Origin of the sequence: Rhizobium sp. LjRoot30 (assembly GCF_964253915.1) — a bacterium.
Taxonomy (GTDB): domain Bacteria; phylum Pseudomonadota; class Alphaproteobacteria; order Rhizobiales; family Rhizobiaceae; genus Metarhizobium.
The window spans coordinates 1-21,847 of record NZ_CAXUSG020000027.1; the positions used below are offsets into that span (position 1 = coordinate 1).

At 55.3% G+C, this 21,847-nt stretch carries 18 protein-coding genes and 6 pseudogenes; 13 read left to right on the forward strand and 11 right to left on the reverse strand.

Annotated elements, in window-relative coordinates:
- The first annotated feature begins 462 nt into the window (after window positions 1–462).
- Window positions 463–1,632 (forward strand): Shedu immune nuclease family protein, encoded by a 1,170-nt coding sequence (locus ACSQ3I_RS27025; RefSeq protein WP_436004107.1) that lies wholly within the window; start codon window positions 463–465, stop codon window positions 1,630–1,632.
- A gap of 923 nt (window positions 1,633–2,555) precedes the next feature.
- Here the strand turns inward: ACSQ3I_RS27025 and ACSQ3I_RS27030 are convergent.
- Window positions 2,556–3,641 (reverse strand): helix-turn-helix transcriptional regulator, encoded by a 1,086-nt coding sequence (locus ACSQ3I_RS27030; RefSeq protein WP_436004109.1) that lies wholly within the window; start codon window positions 3,639–3,641, stop codon window positions 2,556–2,558.
- Window positions 3,642–3,981: 340 nt separating this feature from the next.
- On the opposite strand from ACSQ3I_RS27030, the gene ACSQ3I_RS27035 reads away from it, so the two are divergent.
- Both ACSQ3I_RS27035 and ACSQ3I_RS27040 read left to right on the forward strand, forming a co-directional pair.
- On the forward strand, window positions 3,982–5,154 hold the full coding sequence (locus tag ACSQ3I_RS27035) for a CsgG/HfaB family protein (RefSeq protein WP_436004111.1): 1,173 nt from the start codon (window positions 3,982–3,984) through the stop codon (window positions 5,152–5,154).
- A complete protein-coding gene (locus tag ACSQ3I_RS27040) occupies window positions 5,154–5,579 on the forward strand; it encodes a curli assembly protein CsgF (RefSeq protein ID WP_436004113.1) in 426 nt (141 codons plus the stop codon). Before ACSQ3I_RS27035 ends, ACSQ3I_RS27040 begins: the two co-directional genes overlap by 1 nt.
- Window positions 5,580–5,688: 109 nt before the next feature.
- Here the strand turns inward: ACSQ3I_RS27040 and ACSQ3I_RS27045 are convergent, their stop codons facing one another.
- The 5 genes from ACSQ3I_RS27045 to ACSQ3I_RS27065 form a co-directional block, all read right to left on the reverse strand.
- On the reverse strand, window positions 5,689–7,032 hold the full coding sequence (locus tag ACSQ3I_RS27045; RefSeq protein ID WP_436004115.1) for a hypothetical protein: 1,344 nt from the start codon (window positions 7,030–7,032) through the stop codon (window positions 5,689–5,691).
- 274 nt (window positions 7,033–7,306) lie between these two features.
- Window positions 7,307–7,573 carry a hypothetical protein gene (locus ACSQ3I_RS27050; RefSeq protein WP_436004117.1) on the reverse strand — a complete coding sequence of 89 codons (267 nt, stop codon included), beginning with the start codon at window positions 7,571–7,573 and terminating at the stop codon, window positions 7,307–7,309.
- 24 nt (window positions 7,574–7,597) lie between these two features.
- On the reverse strand, window positions 7,598–8,095 hold the full coding sequence (locus ACSQ3I_RS27055; protein WP_436004119.1) for a hypothetical protein: 498 nt from the start codon (window positions 8,093–8,095) through the stop codon (window positions 7,598–7,600).
- Between the two features lie 261 nt (window positions 8,096–8,356).
- Entirely contained in the window at window positions 8,357–9,835 is a 1,479-nt protein-coding gene (locus ACSQ3I_RS27060; protein ID WP_436004121.1) for a hypothetical protein, read from the reverse strand.
- A 320-nt stretch (window positions 9,836–10,155) separates the two neighbouring features.
- Window positions 10,156–11,220: a helix-turn-helix transcriptional regulator gene (locus ACSQ3I_RS27065; protein ID WP_436004123.1), complete on the reverse strand. Its 1,065-nt coding sequence runs from the start codon at window positions 11,218–11,220 to the stop codon at window positions 10,156–10,158.
- A gap of 204 nt (window positions 11,221–11,424) precedes the next feature.
- Between ACSQ3I_RS27065 and ACSQ3I_RS27070 the strand changes: the two genes are divergently transcribed.
- The 3 genes from ACSQ3I_RS27070 to ACSQ3I_RS27080 all read left to right on the forward strand — a co-directional run bounded on the left by ACSQ3I_RS27070 (window position 11,425) and on the right by ACSQ3I_RS27080 (window position 13,586).
- Window positions 11,425–12,456, forward strand: coding sequence for an AAA family ATPase (locus ACSQ3I_RS27070; protein WP_436004125.1), 1,032 nt, complete (start codon window positions 11,425–11,427; stop codon window positions 12,454–12,456).
- Between the two features lie 190 nt (window positions 12,457–12,646).
- The gene (locus ACSQ3I_RS27075; protein ID WP_436004127.1) at window positions 12,647–12,928 is read left to right on the forward strand and encodes a WGR domain-containing protein; all 282 of its coding nucleotides are present in this window, start codon (window positions 12,647–12,649) and stop codon (window positions 12,926–12,928) included.
- A gap of 304 nt (window positions 12,929–13,232) precedes the next feature.
- Window positions 13,233–13,586 carry a hypothetical protein gene (locus ACSQ3I_RS27080; RefSeq protein ID WP_436004160.1) on the forward strand — a complete coding sequence of 118 codons (354 nt, stop codon included), beginning with the start codon at window positions 13,233–13,235 and terminating at the stop codon, window positions 13,584–13,586.
- Here the strand turns inward: ACSQ3I_RS27080 and ACSQ3I_RS27085 are convergent.
- From ACSQ3I_RS27085 to ACSQ3I_RS27105, 5 genes and pseudogenes are all read right to left on the reverse strand, one after another.
- Window positions 13,562–14,123, reverse strand: a pseudogene (locus tag ACSQ3I_RS27085) (conjugal transfer protein TrbE); the annotation flags it as partial. The gene ACSQ3I_RS27080 and the pseudogene ACSQ3I_RS27085 sit on opposite strands and share 25 nt — an antisense overlap.
- An 11-nt stretch (window positions 14,124–14,134) precedes the next feature.
- Window positions 14,135–14,425 (reverse strand): conjugal transfer protein TrbD, encoded by a 291-nt coding sequence (trbD, locus tag ACSQ3I_RS27090; RefSeq protein WP_436004129.1) that lies wholly within the window; start codon window positions 14,423–14,425, stop codon window positions 14,135–14,137.
- Window positions 14,418–14,809, reverse strand: a pseudogene (locus ACSQ3I_RS27095) (TrbC/VirB2 family protein). The gene trbD and the pseudogene ACSQ3I_RS27095 overlap by 8 nt, the downstream one beginning before the upstream one ends.
- A gap of 1 nt (window position 14,810) precedes the next feature.
- Window positions 14,811–15,462 (reverse strand): annotated as a pseudogene (locus ACSQ3I_RS27100) (ATPase, T2SS/T4P/T4SS family); the annotation flags it as partial.
- A gap of 3 nt (window positions 15,463–15,465) precedes the next feature.
- Window positions 15,466–15,809: pseudogene (locus tag ACSQ3I_RS27105) on the reverse strand (acyl-homoserine-lactone synthase); the annotation flags it as partial.
- A gap of 352 nt (window positions 15,810–16,161) precedes the next feature.
- Here ACSQ3I_RS27105 and repA point away from each other — a divergent pair.
- The 7 genes and pseudogenes from repA (at window position 16,162) to ACSQ3I_RS27140 (ending at window position 21,842) form a co-directional block, all read left to right on the forward strand.
- Window positions 16,162–17,358: a plasmid partitioning protein RepA gene (repA, locus tag ACSQ3I_RS27110; RefSeq protein ID WP_436004131.1), complete on the forward strand. Its 1,197-nt coding sequence runs from the start codon at window positions 16,162–16,164 to the stop codon at window positions 17,356–17,358.
- Window positions 17,359–17,481: 123 nt separating this feature from the next.
- Entirely contained in the window at window positions 17,482–18,441 is a 960-nt protein-coding gene (gene repB / locus ACSQ3I_RS27115; protein ID WP_436004133.1) for a plasmid partitioning protein RepB, read from the forward strand.
- Between the two features lie 174 nt (window positions 18,442–18,615).
- A complete protein-coding gene (gene repC, locus ACSQ3I_RS27120; RefSeq protein WP_436004135.1) occupies window positions 18,616–19,890 on the forward strand; it encodes a plasmid replication protein RepC in 1,275 nt (424 codons plus the stop codon).
- A 203-nt stretch (window positions 19,891–20,093) separates the two neighbouring features.
- Window positions 20,094–20,270 (forward strand): annotated as a pseudogene (locus ACSQ3I_RS27125) (histidine kinase); the annotation flags it as partial.
- A gap of 332 nt (window positions 20,271–20,602) precedes the next feature.
- Window positions 20,603–20,806, forward strand: a pseudogene (locus ACSQ3I_RS27130) (SDR family oxidoreductase); the annotation flags it as partial.
- 44 nt (window positions 20,807–20,850) lie between these two features.
- The gene (locus ACSQ3I_RS27135; RefSeq protein ID WP_436004137.1) at window positions 20,851–21,099 is read left to right on the forward strand and encodes a DUF2934 domain-containing protein; all 249 of its coding nucleotides are present in this window, start codon (window positions 20,851–20,853) and stop codon (window positions 21,097–21,099) included.
- Window positions 21,100–21,152: 53 nt separating this feature from the next.
- A complete protein-coding gene (locus tag ACSQ3I_RS27140) occupies window positions 21,153–21,842 on the forward strand; it encodes a glutathione S-transferase family protein (protein WP_436004139.1) in 690 nt (229 codons plus the stop codon).
- Window positions 21,843–21,847: the final 5 nt, after the last annotated feature.

The window sequence follows — 21,847 nt, forward strand, 5'->3', positions numbered from 1 at the left end:
CGAAAAAGTGCAACTGTGGCCGCTCTTGTGGAATCCTGACGATCAATGGTCGAGACGTCGGGAAAATCCTGATTTCTTAGGGATTGGCGATGCCTTTTCATCTGCCGAAAGACAAGTTGCCCTATAATCCTGAAGCCATGGTGCAATTGAGGATCGGATAGTTCTCAATCGAGATGGCATCACATTCGTCGGAGTGATCGAACAGCCGATGGAAAGCGCTCTTGAAGACTTTGGGAATTCGTCGCCCTCGGAGTTGTTCGCCGACGATGCGACCGAGAAGGCTCGACTGATTGTTAGGAAGTCCGCAGAAAGTGGGCAATGCTAGCCTTGGTCGTCTGCAGCCTCCTTTGCGTCGTTTTGCTCGTGGCAACAAAGACAGAAACCGGTGAATCGAGGGGCGATGCCGCGATAAAACCTCCCAATTCTGATACAACTCTTGCATGCGAACGGTGGACGGAGTCGATGAGCAGCGAAGACGAGATTTTCTATAACTCCCGACCAGACAAAACCTACGCTAGTCCTGCCTTCAAGGACTATACCGGGCAAAAGCTTCGCATTGCCAACAAAGTTATCGACGGTAACCCTGGCTATGAATTCGCCAAGGTCAAGGAAGAATTGGTCCTTCGCCAAACGGATGCAGGACGTTTTCAAATCAAGGCGAGCTTCTTTGAGGATGACCGCTCTTTCAAGACTGTTACGATCCAAAAGTTTACGTCCAAGGGCAACGCCAAGGAGAATTTTGCCTTCGGTCCCCAGGAGATATCCGCGCTGTTGAAATTTATGGCCAACATCAAGCGGATAAATTTTCCTGACGATGGTCGCCTCAATATTCGAGACAGCGATCTGGAGCAATTGCTGTTGGAGCCAGACCAGCTGCGTCGGATCGCAGCAGACAACCAGCAGCTCTTGGCCGCGATTGCCCGAAATGAAATAACCACTGAGGACGTCGTTGCTCTTTCTTACCGCAAAAAGCAACTCGCTGTGTTCGAGCGCTTGCTGTCTGATGCTGCTTACTTTGATGACCGCGTCAGTCAACACGGGAAGGGACCAGAAGGGTTATGGCAACGCTTCCTTGAAAAGAACCCTTGGATTCTCGGATACTCGTTGAGCCTGATAAATTTTGGGCCTTTGGACGACCGGAAGTTAGAGCAGACAGTTCGTGGCCACGACATCGACGGTCCGGGCAAACGCGTAGATGCGCTCTTACGATCACGGGCTGCGCTTACCACCTCGGCTTTTGTGGAATTGAAACATCATCGCACTGACCTGATTGCTCTCGACCAGTATCGTTCAGGCATTTGGGCTCCCTCGAAGGAGCTTTCAGGTGCGGTCGCACAGGTGCAAGGAACCGTGGCCGCCGCCGTTGAGCGATGGGGTGCGTCCGTTCGGGTAACTGACAATGATGGCGAGCCCACCGGCGAGACAATCTACGCCACTGAGCCCCGTTCCTTCGTCATTTGCGGCCGCCTTTCCGAATTCGAGGGTGAGCATGGGGTGAATGAGCGCAAATTCGCCAGTTTCGAGCGTTTCAGGCGGAATCTGCTCCGGCCGGAAGTTGTAACCTTTGATGAGCTTTACGAACGAGCACGTCTGATCGTCGCAGCCAGCGATTCACCGGACAAAATGGCCTAGGTTCGCTCACGCTCGCCGACCTGCGCTACCGTACGGCTCATTGCGGATGGATTTCGGCAACTTGCTCCGCTGGAACACCGGGCTCGCTGTGACACCAGATTTCAATGTGCCCTTGAACAGGCCGTTCCGCCGCAAGTTTCCCAACCAAATCCAGGTCAACTCCCCCGCCGTAAAAGAGATAGATCGGGCGCTGATAGCCCACCTGGACGCAGAATTGGTCGAGGGTTGCAAAGGCCTTTAGACCTTAGCGTCCCAAGGTTCGGTTGAGTGACGATTAGGTTGAGAAAAATTCGCTGCCGGACGTCCACTGACCAGCGAATTCATGCGAGATCGCTGGAAGGTGGACTTGCGGCACTTTCCTAGCGCCAGCGAACGGAAACCGGTTTGCCGTTCGACAGCTTGATAACCACAGGGTTCATCTCACCCGAGCCTCGCGAGGTACGATATGCGCCGCCCGAGCAGGAAAGAGTATTGCCCTTCACAGAGCATCCAGTGTGAGTGCCTCGCGTAGGAATTGAACCACGGAACTTGTAGGAACTTGAAACCGTTTTTCCGTCGAAAGATAGGCAAATATCTCTCGTTGAGCCGTTGTGGCCGATACAGGTTTTTCCAAACTTGACCGCGTTCGCAGCAACGGCTGGCGTGGCCAAAAGTGACAGCGCCGAGAAAATCAGAATCGCATGCGTCCTCATTGAGGCTCTCCGAATATGTGCTGATCAATGCGGAAAACACTAATCATCACGGAGGCTTCCCGCGCCCCCAACATTAGGGAGACAATGAAAGTTCTTTCAGAGTTGCAATCGCTTGGCTGGCTGTGAAGCGCATTCGACACCAGAAGGGAACCCGGCTGGATAGGCAAAATTGCTCAAGCTACTAGCGCAGTTTCCCTAACCGTCTCTTGCTTAGACTCGGATGTTCCATTCTCAATCTCCGATGGTCCTGAGCCCCAGAATACAAGATACAAAGTCGGTCTGACGATTTACGCCGCTTTTTCCGAGAATGGATTTGACATGTGTCCGCACTGTAGAGACACTGACGGCCAGCTCGTCGGCCACCGCTGAAACGTCGTTTCCGAGCGCAATCATTCTTGCGACGCGCGCTTCCGAAGGGGTCAGATCGAAGAGGCCCTGGATCGTTTCAGCATCGATTACTTTTGAGCGATCAACTGCTGTTGCGATTGCAAAGAAGGCAGCACCTGAGAATATGTCTCGTGCGTTTCCCTTGACCGGCACCAGGTGAAGCACCGAGTGAGGAAGGCTTTCGGTACGGGGAAGTGGCAAGGAGCAACCGAGCGACACGGATGTTGCTTTTTCCCGATTGAGGAATTCAGCAAACTTGGTGTTGGTGGACGGGAGTTCGAACGCAAGCTTATCGTATGCAGTTATGGCGAGTTGCGGCTCGAATGCCTGCAGGAGTGAGTTTGCAGCGATCACCTTCCCTTCGGAATTCAGCACCGCTGCCGGTAACCCCGCCAGTTCCAAGGCCTGAACAGCCGCGTTGATGCGCTCGAATTCCAAGCGGCTTGCCATCGTCGCCGCCCGCGCAAGATGCGGGCGCAAAAAGTTGAGCCGATCAACTTGAATGCTCTCGAAGGGGCCTCTGTCTCGCTGTCTCAGGATATCGAAAATGATCGTATGCCCCGAGGGCTCCTGAAACATATCACCTACAGTCCAGCCCAGCCCCCGGGGGTGCAGGAACTCGGTGTATATCGGGTCATGTTCGATTTCCTCCATCGTCATAAGATCGGTGTCACGCATGAACGAAAAGGGGGACAGCAGAAAATGCCTTTGCGGACGTACGTTCTGCAATCTTAGCGGGCTACGGAAAAACCGTTCCATGTCATCGCGAACGATGGCGCTGCAAGTGCAACGGAAGGACTGGTCTTTCGCGGTGATGAGTGACATCGAAAAGGCGCTTACGAGGCTGCTGATAGAATCGCAAACGTGCTCCCATTGCTCGGGGACGAATGCTGCCTCGTATATCTGATCAATCACTTGCTCTGCGTGCATGTAGCCTCTTGGAACTTACGTTTTGTTTGTTGCATAAGCAGTAAGCCGCGCTGCGCCAACTATGGCGCTTCACTGCTTTGTAAGTGATCATAGCGCACATCAGATTAATTGAATATTTCTCGGAACGAGCGAGAGGCCGCTAAGGATTATTGGATGGTATGAAAGGGTGACGCAGGCCGCAAATCAGGGGCAAAAAAGCTTCTGGGACCAATTGAATCGCAAAGAGTTGGCTTACCATTCGACAAAATTTCGCCAGCATCTTAATCGCGGTATACGCGCATTTTATCTTTATTAACCATAGTCAGTTACAACCCGTTAAGGATAAAGCGCGGGTGGTACTATGTTTCGTAAATTGATGTTGTGTTCGGTTGCCGTATTACTTACGGGCTGCGCCACGGCCAATAAGGATACAAACCTTAAGACATCTGATGCGGCGACGGCATTCTACAAGAATACCGGCATGGTCAAAGATACGGAGCGGCTCAGCTACCTTGAACACCTGCCCGCCAGGAAAAAGCCAATCAGGATTGCCGTCTACGAGATTCCGGACCAGACAGGCAAAAATCGACCGAACGACAGCTATGCCGACTATTCGCGTGCTGTTACGCAAGGCGCAGAAGCTCTGGTCATCCAGGCGCTGACAGACGTTGGCAATGGCAAATGGTTTGACGTTGTTGAACGACGATTTGTTGAGCGTGTACTGAATGAGAGAACGCTGGCGGAGAGATCGTATCTCGATGCTCAACAGCGAAGCTTCCAACTTGAGCAAAACCGCGAGAAGCTGACCTATTCTCGTGAAATTCGAATTGCACAACGCGAAGCGGATACGTTGCAGGATGAGCTTCGCGAAAAGGAATTGGCACGTGCCACGGTTGTCTCCACGGCCAAGGCGAAGCTAGCCCAGATGGGGCGCGCCATCGAGGAAGCACAGAAGCAAGGCAATGCCGCTCTCGTGCAGCAGCTTACGTCCGATCAGCGACGTTTCGGTTCTGATGTTGACGCCTCAATCGCGGCGCAGGACACCGACATACAAAAGCTCAAAGACCGGTTCGAAATGGCCCAACGCGATCTCCTTCGTATGAAGGAAGCCGCTCCTGTCGACGAGGCCTTCGTTGCCAGTTCGGTTCCGGCTGCGATGCCTTATGTCCAGACAGCCAACTACATCATCACCGGTAGCATCGTGGATTACAGCTCGAATGTAGAAACCGGCGGTGCTGGACTCGGTCTGCTGAATGTTCGTGCGCAGGATGAAATCCGGCGAGATATGGTCACGATCAGCCTGCGGCTTGTCGATTCCAGGACCAGCCGAATTCTGACGACCTCGACGGTCACCAAATCGCTGTTCTCTCGGAAAACGCAGATCGGTGGGGCCGGTTATGTTACCTTGCATTCTGTACTAGAGGGCGAAGCAGGCGTAGCAGTGAATGAACCTGGCGTATTTGCGCTGACGCGAGCAATCGATCTTGCGCTCGCTAATATTGTCGAAGACGCACAGAAAAAGGGAGTTTGGTAATGCGTGGAACGACTCTTGCAATCGTGTTCGCCATGTCGCTCACGTTGCCTGCCATGGCGTCTGAACTGAAATTTGGCTTTCAAAACCCAGGTTTCGGCGGCAACCCACTGGCATCCAATTACTACCTCGGTATGCTGGAAAATCAGAAACTGCCGAAAGAGGACAGGGACGATCCTCTATCCGAAGACAACCTCGTCAAAGATTTCGCCGATGGCCTGAAGTCGCGCATCCTTTCGGCCGTGGCTTCGAAGATCACCCAGGATATTTTCGGTTCCGACAACACGCAAGGCAACTTCACCATCGACAATATGCTCCTGAACTACCAGGTTGTCGGTGATAAGGTTGTCATCAACCTCACTGATGGAATAACGTCGACCACGATTACCGTGCCAAGATTTGATGTTGAGAATGGAACTGGAAGCTAAACCTACTCCGCATCCGCAAGCGCGTTGGCAAAGTTAAAGTCCGACTTTTTCCAAAATCAATGGTGGAAGCGGGATGAAAATCCCGCACGCTAGCCACCGCTAAACTCGCCTAGAACTGGTTGATCGTAGCGGTGGTTCCGTTCCCTTGCTGATTAAGGGTCGCCGCGTTGCCGTCGCCACTCTGGCTGACTACTGCCCAGTTTGCGCTTCCACCTTGGATTAAGGTCGCCTGGTTCTCATTCCCGCCCTGAACAATCGAAGCCCAGCTATTATCGGTCGCCGTCTGCGTCAACATCGCTTCATTGTCGGTGCCATTCTGGGTGACCAGTATGTCGCTGGTGCTGCCAGCCTGCGACAATGTCGCGATGTTTCCTTCGCCGTACTGATTGACCGTCGCGGTCATGTAATCGGCGGACTGGTTCATGCTGAGGGTTTGGTTTCTGCCGTCTTGCAGGATCATCGCCCAATCGTTCAGGCCGGATTGGGTCAGTGTGGTTTCGTTGACTTCCCCGTACTGATTGACGACGGCGTGGGACCCAATCCCGGTTTGGGTGATGTTCGCTTCGTTGCCCAAGCCGTTCTGGTTGATGATCGAGTGGACGGCATCCCCATCCTGGATGACCTTACCCTTGTTGCCGGTGCCCCACTGGCTGAGCGACGCATAGTCGCCAGCGCCCATCTGCAGCACGCGGCCTTCGTTCAGGTCGCCGGACTGGTAGATATTTGCAGTTCCCGATAGGCCTACCTGTTCTAGATAGGCGAGGTTCTCGTTACCGTATTGGCCTATCTCTGCCCATGAGCCCGACGCATCGCGTGAGTAAAGAGCGGGTGACGAAATTTTATAACTATATCCTTGGTGAAGGTAGGCGGTGTTTCCAATCCCAGAGTCTTGGCGGATGGAAGCATTCATCCCGCTTCCGTCATAGGAGTGCATGACAGCAAGACTTTCGCCGTTTTGCCAAATAAATTGATGACCGTTAGCGGAATCTGCTTGCTCGGCGTTAATCTCTCCGCCATGTGTCTGCGTAATTTCCTGTGTGTTATTAATGCTTCCTAAGAAAAACCCGCCTTGCACTACCCATGCTTGGCCATTATTGTCCTGTACGATTTTCTGTGTGCTTGCTGTTACGTTCCATTGCTGGGCCATAACGCGGTTTCCGCTATTCTGTGTTACGCTCTGATGACTGCCGAAGGCCTCCCCTTGGTGAGCTTCGGCGAATCCTCCATTCCCGCTTTGGGAAATGGCAATGGTACTGTCCACCACATCTTGTCCGTAATCGGACTGATAAATATGGGCGGTGGCACCGGTGCCTGTTTGGTCAATATTCGTCGAGCTATCGACTGCGGTGGCATACTGATAAATGTGGGCGCTGTTGTTCCCGCCCGCTAACACCACGCTGGTCATCGCCATGACGGCAAAAGTGGAGACCGAATAGAAAAGGGATGCACGCATGACCTGGAACCTTTGTATACAAAACGCCGCGACGGAAGCGTTAACAGATTGTTAAGAAAAGCTCTCACCTAAATTGATGAAATTGGCGAAGCGAGAGGGCCAAGTACAATTAAGGTAAGCAGACAGGGTTAAATTCAACTGGTGCTCAATCAACAGCATGATGAAAGGCGAGTTTTAGCGCTTCGAAGTAGAGCAGCTTTTCAACAAATGCCATTATATGGCAGCTTCAAATGCTCCGGCGTCCCACTGACCAGTCCAACGAATCCTTATACCGTCAGTATTGTCTCCTAAGGAAGGCGGCGATCTCGCTCTCTACTGGCGATGTTTCCCCGGGCCGTTTAGCCATGCTGTCCTCAGCGCTGGCCTCTTCGAGCGTAGCTCGCGAAAGCCTGTTGGTGCTCGATTTTTTTGCACTTGGTCGCCTGATGCGATTGTCGTTGCGTTCGACCCAACGAAACACGAGCCACAGTAAGGGCAGCAGCACGACAGCAGACGCGAAGATCGTCACCTCGGCGATCCGTTGGCGCAAGAACTCGTCCATTTTTAAACGATCTCCGATACCATGTTAGAAGCCTTGCTGTATTGTTACCGCTTGGCCCGGGCCGGTTTGCTCGACAGTGATGCTTTCGAAAGCACCCCGTTGCGTTACTGAAATGTTGGCACCTCCGTCTTGCGAAGAAACGCCATCTACGGTCACGCCAGCACGATGTCCGATCCCATCCTGATTGATATCGACTGACGCTCCAGAGCTATGTGCTACGATTGCGCCAGCCTGGTTGTCAGACCCGAACTGCAAGATGTCGACGCTGTTACCTTCGCCGTCAATGGAGCTGTAGGCGAAATTGCCGTTGCCTCCGTCCTGAACGATGGTCGCAGAATTACCCGTTCCGCCTTGCTGGATGTATGCGCCTGGAGCGCCTGTAAACTGGTTCAACAGGTCTTCGTTCAGCCCAATCCCTTGCACAACTTCCGACTGCGTAGGAGCTTTGTCTTCGTCGGCGAAAGAAATGCCTGGAATAGCAATCATCAAGGCAATACCGGCAATTTTCACGAACCGCATCATACCCACATCCTCTAAATCGACTGCGTCGCATATTAATCTAGTTGAAACCGTCCCACTCTGCCCAGGCAAAGGTGGGGAACAAGGTCTACCGGCGCTTTTCGTTTGTTTCCGGCCAGTATTTGAGGGCGAGGTCTCGCAAGATTTTCAAAAGTCGCTTGCTCATTCGAAAGTCCTTTTATTGATGCACGAGCATTCAGCCGTCTCCACTGATATTGCCGTTGAAATGGCGCGGCTTGCAACCGCGCCATTCGTCCGCTGAGTTTAGTTCTGCGTGATGCTGGCAGTGTTATTCGAACCGTCCTGGGTCAACACAGCAACGTTGTCGCCTCCCTGCACGATAGTTGCCCAGTTGCCAGTGCCGCTCTGATCAAGGTTGGCTTGGTTGCCGTCGCCGAACTGTGAGATAAAGGCATGATTGGAGCTTCCGTCTTGGAGTAACTCCGCCTCGTTCGTGTTGCCTTGCTGATAGATCGAGGCAACATTATTGCTTCCAGACTGGGTCAGAGTGCCTGTATTGCCGTCACCAATCTGTGTGATCGTGGCCTGACCATTGGTCCCATATTGCTTGAGATAGGCCTTGTTGTTCGACAGCGTCTGGTTGACCGTACCGGTATTGTTTTGGCCCACCTGGTGAAGCTCGACATAATTTTTAGTCCCGTCTTGATTGACGAAAGCATTGTTCTCGACGCCGAACTGCGTAACGAGCGCGCCATTCAACGAGCCATACTGATTGATGGCTACGTATCCGTTTTCTCCCTCCTGACCCACTTCGGCGCTATTATTGTTGAGAGCCTGATTGATCAGGACCTCGTTGCCCACGTTTTTCTGCAGCACACTCGCAAAGTTCGTGCTGCCATTCTGATTGACTGTCGCGCGAGCAGACGTGCCCTCCTGAATGACCTTGGCGTCGTTTTCGTCTCCCACCTGGGCAAGAGCGGCGTAAGCGTCACCCATTTGAAGCAATTCGGCTTCATTCCAGTTGCCGATCTGCAGGATGCTGCCAACGCTGTTTGAGCCAATTTGAGTGAGAAAGGCGCTATTGTCGTTGCCGGTTTGAGCGATGTCAGCCCAAGAGTCGCTGGCGGAGCCTTGGCCATACGTGTAAAAATGGGTATTCAGGCCTTGGCTCACATCAGCGTTGTTTCCGCTTCCGTCCTGGCTGATTGAAGCAGATGCACCGTCGCTATTGCGAGCATACGCCGACGCATCGCTATCACCCTTCTGGTAGATTACCTGGCTTCCGCTGGTGAGGTTGCGCTGAGTAGCCGAAGCGTTTCCACCGCTTATTTGCGTGATAATCTGACTGCTGTCTTTGACATTTCCTGTCTGCAAAGCAGAAGCTTGGCCTTCATCGGCCTGGTAGATCGTTTGATGGCCGTTTTCGACAGAATTGTATTGCTGAATAGTGACGATTCCGCCACCGTCTTGCGTGACTTTTTGTCGGCTCGCTTCAACGTAGTCTTGCAAGGCGGTAGCAGCCCCAGCATTCCCATATTGGAAAATCTCAGATGAGCTGGCCTCGGATACAGGCCCCCATTGACCTTGCCAGATGTTAGCTTTGCCGCCGTTTCCGTATTGATTGATAGCAGCGTTGCTGTCCTCAACAATCGACGACTGAAGAATGTTGGCCGTGTTATCATCGGCTAACGCAACGCCAGCAATAGCCAGAAATGCGAGAGCGGATGCGGAACTGAGTAACTGGATACGCACTGTTTTTTCCCCCTGTTTGGAAAGCCGCATAGGGGAATGTTAACGGATTATTAAGGAAGCCGTATCACCTGAATTGGGGAGACTTCGATTTACCTGACGTTAAGGTAAGCAAGATTGGTAAATGCCATGGTCTTTTGATAGCGCTGCTAGAGCCAGCGAGGATCAAAGAAGCAAACTTTACAGACTGATATCCCTGATTGCGGTAGCGCCGCGTTACAAGGCCACGGGATTTCGGGCAATATGATCTGCAAATTGCCTGCTCCGGCCAGTCGACAAGTTCAAGGCAATGCATCGCCTTTGGCAAGGATATAGGTAGTTCTCGATTCTCTCATCAAGGGAATTGCATGCCCCTAGTCTTGGCCGGGAGGTCGAATACTAACGACCGCTGCTACAAAATCGGATTGCCGGGACAATTCGGACTTGGACAAGATTGCCTTGATATGAGTTCGAACGGTCGACATGCTCACTGACAGCATTGTCGATATGGTCGCTGCATCATGACCGGCAGCGAGTAAATGCGCCACCTTCGCTTCGGCGGGCGACAAATCGAATAGAGATTGTATCGTTGCTGGATCAACAATCTTGCCGCTATCCACAGGCGTCACTAACAAAAAAAATGCTGCCCGCGAGAAAATGTCACGAGCGTACCCCCGTATAGGTATGATGTGAGCAACCGCAGGGGGACGATTGCTTGCCCGAGGCAATGGGAAAGAGACTGAGGAGAAATTTTTCCCCGCGTCGCGGAGTACATCGCCCATTTCACGAGCGCGTGTCATCGCGAGGTGTGCGTAGCTTTCAAACATGCTATTGTTCGCGACAACTTTACCATCAGACGTCAACACAGCTGACGCAAGCCCTGTCGCATCAAGTGCTTCCAGCGACGCACTGACGCGCTCAAACGAAAGACGTGCGGCGATCATCGCGGATCGGGCAAGGTGGGGCCTCAGGGTGTCTAAGAGTCGGACAGAGGGCGTCGTAACCGGTCCTGCTACAAACTTCTTCTCCAGTGAAATGATCACTTTCTCTCCGCTGGGGACATTTATTGCTGTGGCGGCACCGAAGCCAAACCCCCAAGGGCGCAGGAACTGATGGTACATAGGCTCTTTAGCGAGTTCCTCATCATCGAAGAGATCATTGTCAGTCAAAAAACCTGCATGATTGCTGGATAACAAACGCGCGGCCCGCACATTCCGCTCCGACCACCCTCGGCGCGCAAAATCGGTTACTAGATCGACAATCCCTTCTGAAACGATTGATTTGCTCGCTCCGTCGGAAGCACAGAAGAGGAGCGCTCCTTCCGCATCAACCAAACTTGCCAGATTTTTGAGTACGTCGTCCCAAAGGCCTGGGATGAAGGCAGCTTCGTATATCTGATCGACAGCCACATCTAGGCTAAGATTTTGCGAATGCTTCAAATTAAACCACGCAGGAATCAGATGATTGGATAATTCTACGTCTGTATAACTATATTAAATTAACCGGCAGCTAAAATGGAAATTTCGACCGTACGCACTCGGATTGAGGCCACAGAGAGAGTTTGGGAATTCGGTCAGGCCTCGTCCAAGGAGGTAGCGACAACTATGTTGACCTGAAGCAAAAGGGCAAATGCAACGTGGTGGGTGCGCCGGTGTTTCGAAGTCGCGCGAACGGCAGCACCCTGCATTCTGCTTGTCGATGAAGTCGACGCATTTATCGATCGTGACCGGCAGCATGATAACGGGGAATATATGCGCGGCGTCGTCAACGGCTTCCTTGAACTTCTCGATGGAGCCAAGGATCGTGATGGCGTAGTGGTCATCGGGGCGTGCAACAATCCGGCCGGTATCGATCCGGCGGTGACCCGCAGCGGGCGTCTGGACCGCCATATCCGGATCGCGCATCCCGATGTCGCGGCACGTAGCCATATCCTGCGCTATCATCTGCAATCCGACCTCGACGTCTCATCGCTGATGCAACGAACAGAAGGGTTCAGCGGTGCGGATCTGGAGCGCCTTGCTCGTGATGCGCGTCGTCTCGCGCGCCGCCAGCGCTCGCCCGTTCAGATTGATCATGTCATCGCCGCACTGCCCCAGACGCGCCTGTTGACCGCGGACGAGGTCAGAGCTTCGGCGCTGCACGAGATCGGCCATGCGGTGGTCGCAGTGATCCTCGGGCACCGCCATCTCAACAAGGTCGTGATCTCGAAGGAATTGCCCACCCGGACCGAAACTGCGGTGACCTCGATCGGACACGCTCACTTCAGCGGTGGGCCGGCGCGTCGTGTCCGCTCCTGGTACGAAGACGAGATCTGCGTCATGCTCGCTTCGATCGCTGCGGAGACCGTCTTCCTCGGCTGCCACGACGATGGGGCTGCCAACGACCTGTCCCAGGCCACTCAGGCTGCTGTGCACATGCTGTCCATCGCAGGCTTCGGCGAGAGCCTCGTGTCGGATGCCGGTCGAGAGAAGACGTTCTGGCACCATCGCCAGGAGGCAGAAATCGACGCGATCCTGCGCGAACAGCTCCAGCGTGCGACCGGCATCGTAGAGGAGCATCGCGACGTGATCGAGCACCTCGCAAGGATCCTGGCGGAGGCAGGCGAACTCGATGGCGCGGTGGTGCGTCGTGCCGTTGCGGAACGGAGCCTGCTCGAGCCCGCATTCACGGCATAGCAAGGTTTTGGGGTGTCGTTTTGTTCTGTACCGCAGGCATCCCTTTGGGCGCACCGGCTGATCTTAAACGGTGGAAGCGAAAGAGGCGGATAAAGGCGCTCTGCCACCCATCACCGTTGTGAATCGAATGCCCCGGATCGATTCACAACTGTCGTTGGACGCAAGCGGGCGCAGGCGACATTGTGCGGACATGGCGACACACAAGTTTAACCTCCACTGCCGTCGGATCGATGAGACGCAAGGCATGCGGCGATATTACGCTCTGAGCCTCCGGGAGACCCTGTTTGGCGAATTCGCCGTCACGCGATGCTGGGGCAGAATTGGCCGCAATGGGTGCGAACAGACCGACCTGTTTTGCAGCGAACAGGACGCGGTCAGGCATTTTCTGGAACTGGCGCGTCTGAAACGCACAAAGGGTTATCGGCCTGTATCAGCTTCGAACCGATCAAACGAAACGGCCGTGACCGGATAGCAGCCGTAATAGCGGGGCCGCACGCTGCCTGCCGTCGATGAGGCTATTCCGGTACGTTGTGACGATGCCCGCCTCTGAACGGTGCATGTCACGATCAATGGAAGATCATGTCGAGATTGATGATGGCCGTGCTGACAAGCTTCAGTTGGCGTGCACGAGATCTAAGCTGCGTTGCGGGGGAATTGGGTCACGTTGCCTGCAACACATCTCGATTTGACGCAAATTATTTCCGGTAGTGACGGCCTCGCTCGTGACTTGCATGCCAGCGCGATTTGATAGTGACGTCACAAACGGAGACCGCGCCATGCCCAGACCTCGTGATCCCGCCAACGAAGCCGCCCGTGCCCGCACCGAACGCTGGAGAGCCCGTCGCCGGGCGGCTGGCCGACCCGAGGTTTCGATCGTCGATCGTGCGGTCGCCGCCTCGATGGCCGTATTCCTCAGCGAAGCCCTCGATGCCGATCCCGCCAAGCCGCAGCCGAGTGCGCGAGACATAGTCGGAGGCGCCCAGCGGCTTCTGGTGGCTGCAGGCTATGACAGGCTTGCCACCAACGCCGAACTGAAACGGCGCCTTACCCGAAGGGCCGATCTCAACACCTTGGCGACGATCACGCGGACCATGTCTGGCGAAGAGCCTCCTCTCCCCGTTACTTCTTGATTGAGAATCGGAAATCTTGGGACCCCATTGTGACGCAAGCACTGTTCGACTTCGCGGATCGACGTCAGAAAGCTATCCAGCGCCTTGTCCGCATAGGTGGCGGACCGGCTGCCAATGTCGTGATAAACATAACGCGTCAAACCTGATCGCCGCGGCTCCGGTGGGCGCCAGGTCAGGATCAAGGCGTAACGGCTTTCGTAATGCCCCTCTCCTTCTGTAAATGTCCACGCCGCTCGGCGTCGATGGCGCGGATGACCGGATCAGGAATATGACTGGCCTGGTCTGTCGGATAATCTTCCGTAGCGACACGGACGGCATCCAACCGGAACCAAGGCGCGACAGGATTGCATTGATCTGGCGAGACACCTCGTTGCGCTCGGCATCTGTCGAACTTTCGCTATCCGGCCCGGCCAAATACCAGCCGGCCATCAGCGACCCGTCCTTCAGGAGAATGACGCCGTTGTCGACCAATCCCGCATACGGAACAAGATCGGCAAAGGACGAACCGGAATGGCGGAGAGACTTGAGGGCAACCAGGTCGTAGTTCCTCAGTACCGGCGCCACGGTGACGACGTCGCACGGTAGAAGTTCTTGTAGGAGATATGCCGGATATAGACCCTGCGCATCAGCAGATCGGCCTTTGCCATCATGCGAAGGGCTGCGACCACGACCATCCAGACCGCAGCGCCGAACAGCGCCGCATACCAGACGAAGATCATTATGACGGCGGCGAGCGCCGTTAGCAGGACAAGCTCGCGATCGGCGTCCAATAGCAGGTTGGGACGAGACAATGCACGGTGCCCGCGGGACCGCGCAAGGGATGATTTCGCCTCAGCCACGAGCCTCCTCCCCTGCTGCGGTTGCCGTAACAGGCGGTTCTGCTATGGGCTGCTCGGCCTGCGCCGGAGGCTCGCCGATCGACGCGCCGTTTGCTCCGAATAGAGCGACAATCTGTGTCGCGCCTAGAAGCACGCCGCCGACCAGCGCCATGTAGCAAAGCCGTCGGGCAAAACCGTTCAGCTCGCCCCCGAAGATCAGCATGGCGCCGGCAATGGCAACTGCCGCCAGCGCGATGAAACCCGCGACGGGGCCGGTGATCGACTGCTGGATCTGTTGGAGCGGTGATTCCCAAGGCAGGCCCCTCCCCCGGAAGAGGCGAGCGCGGGTTCGCAAAGGCTTCGCGCTGCGGTGGCGATTACCAAGGAGGCCAGGATCAGTTTCATTTTATGCGCCATGGCTGTCCTCGTCGATCTGAGCATAGTGTTCGGTCTGGTAGCGGCCGTTGTGATATCCCTCGATGTGGTGACCTCCCGAACGCGCCTCCCCTTCCCCGTGCGCTCAATGGAGACGACAAGATCGACAGCCTCGCCGATCACCTCCTGCATCGGCTGCTGGCTGGCTTCCGGCGTCAGTTGCTCCAGCCGCCAAGGCTGACATCGCTGTATTGGAGTGGATCGTGCTGATGCCGCCGGGGTGAGCCGTGTTCCAGGCTTTCAGGAGTGTGAGCGCCGCTCTGCCGCGGACTTCGCCGACGATGATGCGGTCAGGACGCAGACGCATGGTGCTCTTGAGCAGCCTCGCCATGTCGATCGTGTCGCTGGTATGGAGCGAGATCGCGTTTTCCGCAGCGTACTGGATTTCGACCTGTCTTCGAGGATCACCATGCGATCGTCGGGAGCAGTAACAACCACTTCAGCGATAATAGCATTCGCAAGCGTGGTCCTGCCCGAACCCGTACCTGCGCCTCCGTCATGATCTTGGTCTTTACGTACTCCTCCAAGGGAATAAGACGTGACGCCCGACGGCGAATGGTGAAGGCCGGTCCAGACACCACGGGTGGCAGCAACCCCTCGAACCGGTGTCCGCCGATCGGCAGTCCCCTCGCCTCCGCCAGAGAGGTGTCGACGCAAAACCTCGAGCTCTCGACCATGTCGGGGGACACGCAAAGTGAACCGCTTCCAAGGAGCTCGGAGATAGTCTTCTCCAGCATGGTCGGGCCTTCCGCAGGCAGAAGGCGTGCGCATCCGACCACTCGTGCGCCGTCGTGATCGCAAGAATGTAAGTGGGATCCAAATTGTCGTACTCGTCGAACTCGCCCGATTCCGTGACCGTAACATCCCATTCGAGACGGCCGCGGAAGACGATCGCGCGCAGACGATGCATCTGCGCCAGTTCATCGGCATGATTGGCGTACTGATCAGGTGGGACGGTCAGGATCCGCATTTTTCTCTCCACTTGTTTCGACAGGCGGAGAAAGATCATCTGGAAAACGATGTGGCTATCTGCAGATCTGCAACCGGTGATTCTAGTGAGTCGGTACGGCAAAACCAGATTCGGCGTCGGAAACCTCTCGGCACGTTCTGCAGATCTGCAGGTGGCTGTTGAAAGCGCTGCGCTCTATTTTTGCTTTAAGTGACGGATTCACCTTCCTGAATCCGGTTGCAGCGTAGATTCCGGAAAATGCGTTAACCCCTCGTTAACCTTAAAGATCTTGCAAAGATCGTCAAAATGAGGTGTCTTTGGGCACGGCAAATTGCTGTGTTTACGAAAATTACCGTGTGTACGAGAGGAAGTCGTGGAGAATCCCGCAAAGCTACAGAAGGCTATCCATAAACTGATAGCGGCACACGCGCGAGATCTCTCAGGTGCGTTGCACGAACATCGCATCAAGCTTTATCCCCCCGAAGCACGCAAGACCCTTCGATCTTTCTCATCGATTGAGGCTGCCAAACTTATAGGCGTCAATGACGGGTATCTCCGCCATCTCTCCTTGGAAGGGAAAGGCCCGCAGCCGGACGTGGCCGCCAATAACAGGCGTTCATACTCTGTCGAGACCATCCAGGCCCTCCGGGAGTATCTCGACGAAAACGGCAAAGGTGACCGTCGATATTCCCCTCGGCGGACAGGTCGGGAACATCTGCAGGTCATAACGGCTGTCAATTTCAAGGGCGGCTCTGGCAAAACCACGACTGCGGCTCACCTTGCACAGTTCCTCGCCCTTAATGGTTACAGGGTACTCGCGATCGACCTCGATCCACAGGCCAGCATGTCGGCCTTGCATGGCTTCCAGCCGGAATTCGACGTCAATGACAATGAAACCCTTTATGGTGCAGTTCGCTACGACGACGAGCGTCGCCCGCTCAGGGATGTAATCAAGAAAACGTACTTTACCAACCTGGACCTTGTGCCGGGTAACCTCGAGCTCATGGAGTTCGAACACGATACGGCGAAGGTTCTTAGCTCAAACAACCGCAAGGACATCTTTTTTACGAGGATGGACGACGCAATCTCATCGGTCGCTGATGACTATGATGTCGTAGTTGTCGACTGCCCTCCCCAACTCGGGTTCCTCACGATCTCAGCTCTCTGCGCTGCCACGGCAGTTCTGGTTACAGTTCACCCGCAGATGCTCGACGTGATGTCCATGTGTCAGTTCCTGCTTATGACGTCGGAGCTTTTGAGCGTGGTGGCCGACGCGGGTGGCAGCATGCACTATGACTGGATGCGATACCTCGTGACCCGCTATGAGCCTGGTGATGGACCACAAAACCAGATGGTGTCGTTCATGCGGACCATGTTCGGTGAGCACGTCCTCAACCACCCCATGCTAAAAAGCACGGCCATATCGGACGCCGGTATCACCAAACAGACCTTGTACGAGGTCAGCCGCGACCAGTTCACAAGGGCGACCTACGACCGTGCGATGGAATCGCTCGATAACGTGAACCGTGAAATCGAGCAGCTCATTCAATCGGCATGGGGGCGCAAATGACCGATCTCTATCACTCTTTCCGAGATGTATTGGCGCCAAAGTTGCCAGCCGGAAACTTTGACCGGACCGGCCATCAACCGCCTGCTTACGTCAGGCTTTTTGTGATCCAGAAAGGAGGCGCGGATGGCTAGGAAGCATCTACTCTCCGACCTCAAGATACCAAGTCAAACGGCTGCCGAAGTAGCTGGGACCCCAGATCAAGAATCAGCGCCCCCGCAATACGCGCCTAGGGGAGCTATCGGTGCGGTCTCGCGTTCGATCGAGCTGCTCAAGTCACAGTCACTAAGTGAACTTGATCCGGATCTAATCGATGCACCCCCGGTGCGCGACAGGCTCCCCGAAGACGAGAATGAGTTCGAGGAGTTCGCGCGCAACATCCGCGAGAACGGGCAGCAAGTGCCTATCCTGGTGCGGCCGCATCCTACGGCGGAAGGACGTTATCAAGTCGCCTATGGGCGTCGTCGTCTACGCGCTGTCAAAGCCGCGGGGATGAGGGTCAAGGCTTCCGTCCGTCCTCTTACCGATGAAGAGCTTGTTCGAGCCCAGGGGCAGGAGAATACCGGACGACGCGATCTTTCGTTCATCGAGCGAGCCCTTTACGCGGCAGAGCTTGAGGCAAACGGCTTTGACCGCCCGGTCATCATGGCGGCGCTCGGTGTCGATAAAAGTAATCTCTCGCGCCTCATTCAGGCTGCGACGCAACTGCCGAAGGACGTCATCCGATCGATCGGCGCGGCTCCAAAGACGGGACGTGACCGGTGGTACGAATTGGCGGCTCGGTTGACCAGCGAAGATGCTATCGGATCGGCCCGTGCAATTCTGGCTGATCGCGATATTCAAGCGCTATCATCCGACGACCGTTTCTCGCGTGTCTTCGACGCCGTCGCCCCCAAAAAGGCGAAGAAGGACAAGCCGCGACCGCAGGTGTGGCAAGCTGACGACGGCGTCAAAGCAGCGAAATACCATCAGGACAAGCGGTCAGTGACACTGACGATCGATAAGAAGGCAGCGCCGGATTTTGGCGAATACCTTCTGTCGGCCCTCCCCGAGATCTACGCGTCGTTCAAAAAGGCGAAGCGGTAGATGAAGCCAATTAGCGAAAGGTACAGATAGCGCAAAGAAAAAGCCCTCCGAAACGGTGTTCCAGAAGGCTTCTCTCAGTTTGGTCGCTTAGAGAATCGCACTTCCCGGAATCACAGTCAAGAGTCAACGCCACGCCGGCGTAGCCTTTTCTTTGCCTTGTGAAAGGTGAAGGACATGGACACGGGACATTTAACGACGCCTTTTGGGCGGCGACCGATGGCGCTTACCCTGGTGAGGCGTCAAATCGAGACGAAGAAGGCTGCTACACCAACGGCCGTCGACAAGTGGCGCGTCTTCCGCGACATCGGTGACGCGCGTGCCCGCCTTGGCCTCCAGGATAGGGCACTTGCGGTACTAAACGCGCTCCTGTCGTTCTTTCCTGCCACGGAACTCAGCAGTGACAAGAACCTGATCGTGTTTCCATCGAATGCTCAGCTGTCGGCACGCGCAAACGGCATTGCGGGGACGACACTGCGTAAATGCCTTGGCTCACTTGTCGAAGCCGGCATCATCATCCGCAAGGATAGCCCTAACGGCAAACGATACGCTCGAAAATCGGGCGAAGGGGACATAGAAGACGCCTATGGCTTCAGCCTTGCCCCTCTTCTCGCTCGCGCCACCGAGTTCGCGGCCCTCGCGCAGGAGGTCGCCGCCGAACAGCGACGATTCCGCATCATGAAGGACCGCCTTACAATCGTACGAAGAGACGTGAGGAAGCTCATCACCGTTGGTATGGAGGAGCACCTTCCAGGTGATTGGGCCGCAGCTGAGGCGTGCTTCATTGACATCGTCGGACGGTTCGTGAGGAGACCGACGCTACGTGACATCGCAGCCAGTCTCGACGAGATGAGCCTTCTGCACGAAGAAGTCACTAGCCTGCTGGAAATGCAGGAGGAAATCAAAAAAAGCGATGGCAATGATATCGCATCTGGATGCCACATACAGAATTCAAATACCGAATGCTACATTGAACTTGAACCTAGCTTCGAAAAGAAGCCGGGCGAAAAGTCCGCGACAAACAAAACGACGACGCGGAAGAACGAGTCGGAGGTATTCCCGTTGTCGATGGTTGTGCGGGCCTGCCCGGAAGTTGCTGTGTTTGGCCCGCGGGGATCGGTCGGAAATTGGCGAGACATGATGTCTGCTGCGGTAACTGTCCGATCCATGCTTGGCGTGAGCCCCTCGGCGTACGAAGAAGCTTGCGAAACATTGGGGCAGGCAGGCGCTGCGATTGCTATCGCGTGTATTCTCGAGCGCGCCAACCACATCAACTCGGCCGGCGGCTATCTGCGAGATTTGACCGCAAAGGCGAGGCGAGGGGAATTTTCTCTCGGTCCGATGCTCTTCGCACAGCTGAGGGCAAATGCTGCGCCCACGAAGCGGGCGACGAGTTCAAGGCAGCGCTCAATTGTGCACTTACGGCCTCAAGGCACTGATTTTTTTACGTAAAATCTGATAGGACACGAAGTTTCCGGCTGACAACTCTTAGATTTGAGATCCCAAATTTTGTAAGGGAGAGACAGTATCACATAGAACGCCTTCGGGTTCATGCGCTCGTCTAATGGCGAAAGACGGAAAGCGAGCGAGCCAAGATAATTGTCTGCCTGAGACTATCGCAACCGGATAGGCGTTGAACGCGGCAGCTCAGTGCCTTCGAGATAGACTTCCGCATCCTGACGAATACCTCCGACGTTCGTTGGATTTCCGCCCGTGGCCAGGGAAGCGAAGGCGACGCAGCGTCGAAAAAGATGACCGTCATCTTTCTCGAAGTGACCGGCCGCAAGCAGGCGGAGGAGGGGTACGAACTGCTCGCCGTCGAAATGAGCCACCCATCGTCGATGGCTCCTCCCGCATAGGTTTGGCTTCGCGGGCCGTTCATGAAATCCATCAACCTGGCCATGTTCGGGGCGTTCGGCACGGTAAGAACTTGCCGGCTTGCCGATTAATGTTCACTGAGATGCCGTTAGTCTGACAATAAAAGCTGTCTCCAAGAGGAACAAAAGTTTCGCAGGTGTATTTAGGAATGAGTTTCAAGTGGGTGGGAAATTTTCATGACTACCGTGACGCCCGACGATTGTTCCGCCGCATATCCTTTCCAATTTATATTTTTGCCGTTTCCGTTCGTCTGTTTCACGCTAGCGCTTCTCACCGATTTTGCTTTGCGCCAGGCCCGATCTGGACCGTGCTTCAGCCGAGCGGTGGGCAGCCGGAGGAAAAGGTGAAGAACTTCGGCAAGAACAGCGATTTCGGACGGCCCGGCCAGCCAGTGGAGCTTGCTCCAGTGTTTGTCCTGCTTGCCTCGACGGAGGCCAGCTTCATCAACGGTGAGGTTTACGGCGTCACGGGCGGGAAGGGCGTTGCCTGACCGCTTCAGAATGAAACCGGCCACAGCAGTAAACAGGAGGAAACATGCCGGACGAGAGCAAAATACGTGAAGACGCCTATGCGAGATGGGAAGCCGAGGGCCGGCCGGACGGTCAGCATGAGCGGCATTGGCGCGAAGCCAGTGATGCGTTGCGATCAACGGGTACACCGCAGACGTGGTCAGCCGACCATGGAGATGGCGTAAGTGCGAGCGATCCTCCGTCGGGCAAGTCCAGCGATGAGGGGATCCGCCCGGAAAAGCTGACCTCGGAAAATGACCAGGGCGCCGGTTGACGCTCCATCTAGGAGCGAGTGCATGCAGCGGACAATGGTAAGGGACGAGACTTATGATCACCATTACTGCCATGAAATGGGTGCCGCCCTTTGCCGCCGGGCAGGTCCGCGATCATCGCGCCCGCTGGATTCTGAACGAAGCCGGCTGGCCCTACGAGGTTCGTCTCATGGACGCCTGCGATCTCGCATCCCAGGAATATCGTGAAAAGCAACCCTTCGGCCAGGTTCCGTATTTGGAAGAGGACGGCAGAACGACCCTGTTCGAAAGCGGTGCCATCGTCATCGACGTCGCAACGCGGGCAGCCATCTTGATACCCGCCGACGGCAACGCCCGCTCGCTCGTTCTCAGCTGGGTGATTGCGGCGCTGAACTCGATCGAGCCGTTTCTGATGAACGTCGCCGAAGTCGAGTATTTCATGGAAGACGCTGGGCAAAAGGATGCGCGCCGACCAGCGGTCGTTGCGGCGGCCGAACAACGGCTGTCTCAACTCGAGACCGCTCTCAAAGGGCGCACGTGGCTTGTTGGCGATCAGTTCACGATTGCGGACTTGATGATGGCATCAGTCCTCAAAATTGCCCGTCGACTCGATTTACTCAAATCGCACCCTGAGCTCGTCAGCTATCAGGACCGTTGTCTCGACCGCCCGGCCTATCGAAAGGCAGTCGCCGATCAACGCGCGACGATCGAAAGCCATAAGATGGCTGACATGCGGTTCGACGAGGCGCGGCATCCAGCGAACTGAGATGG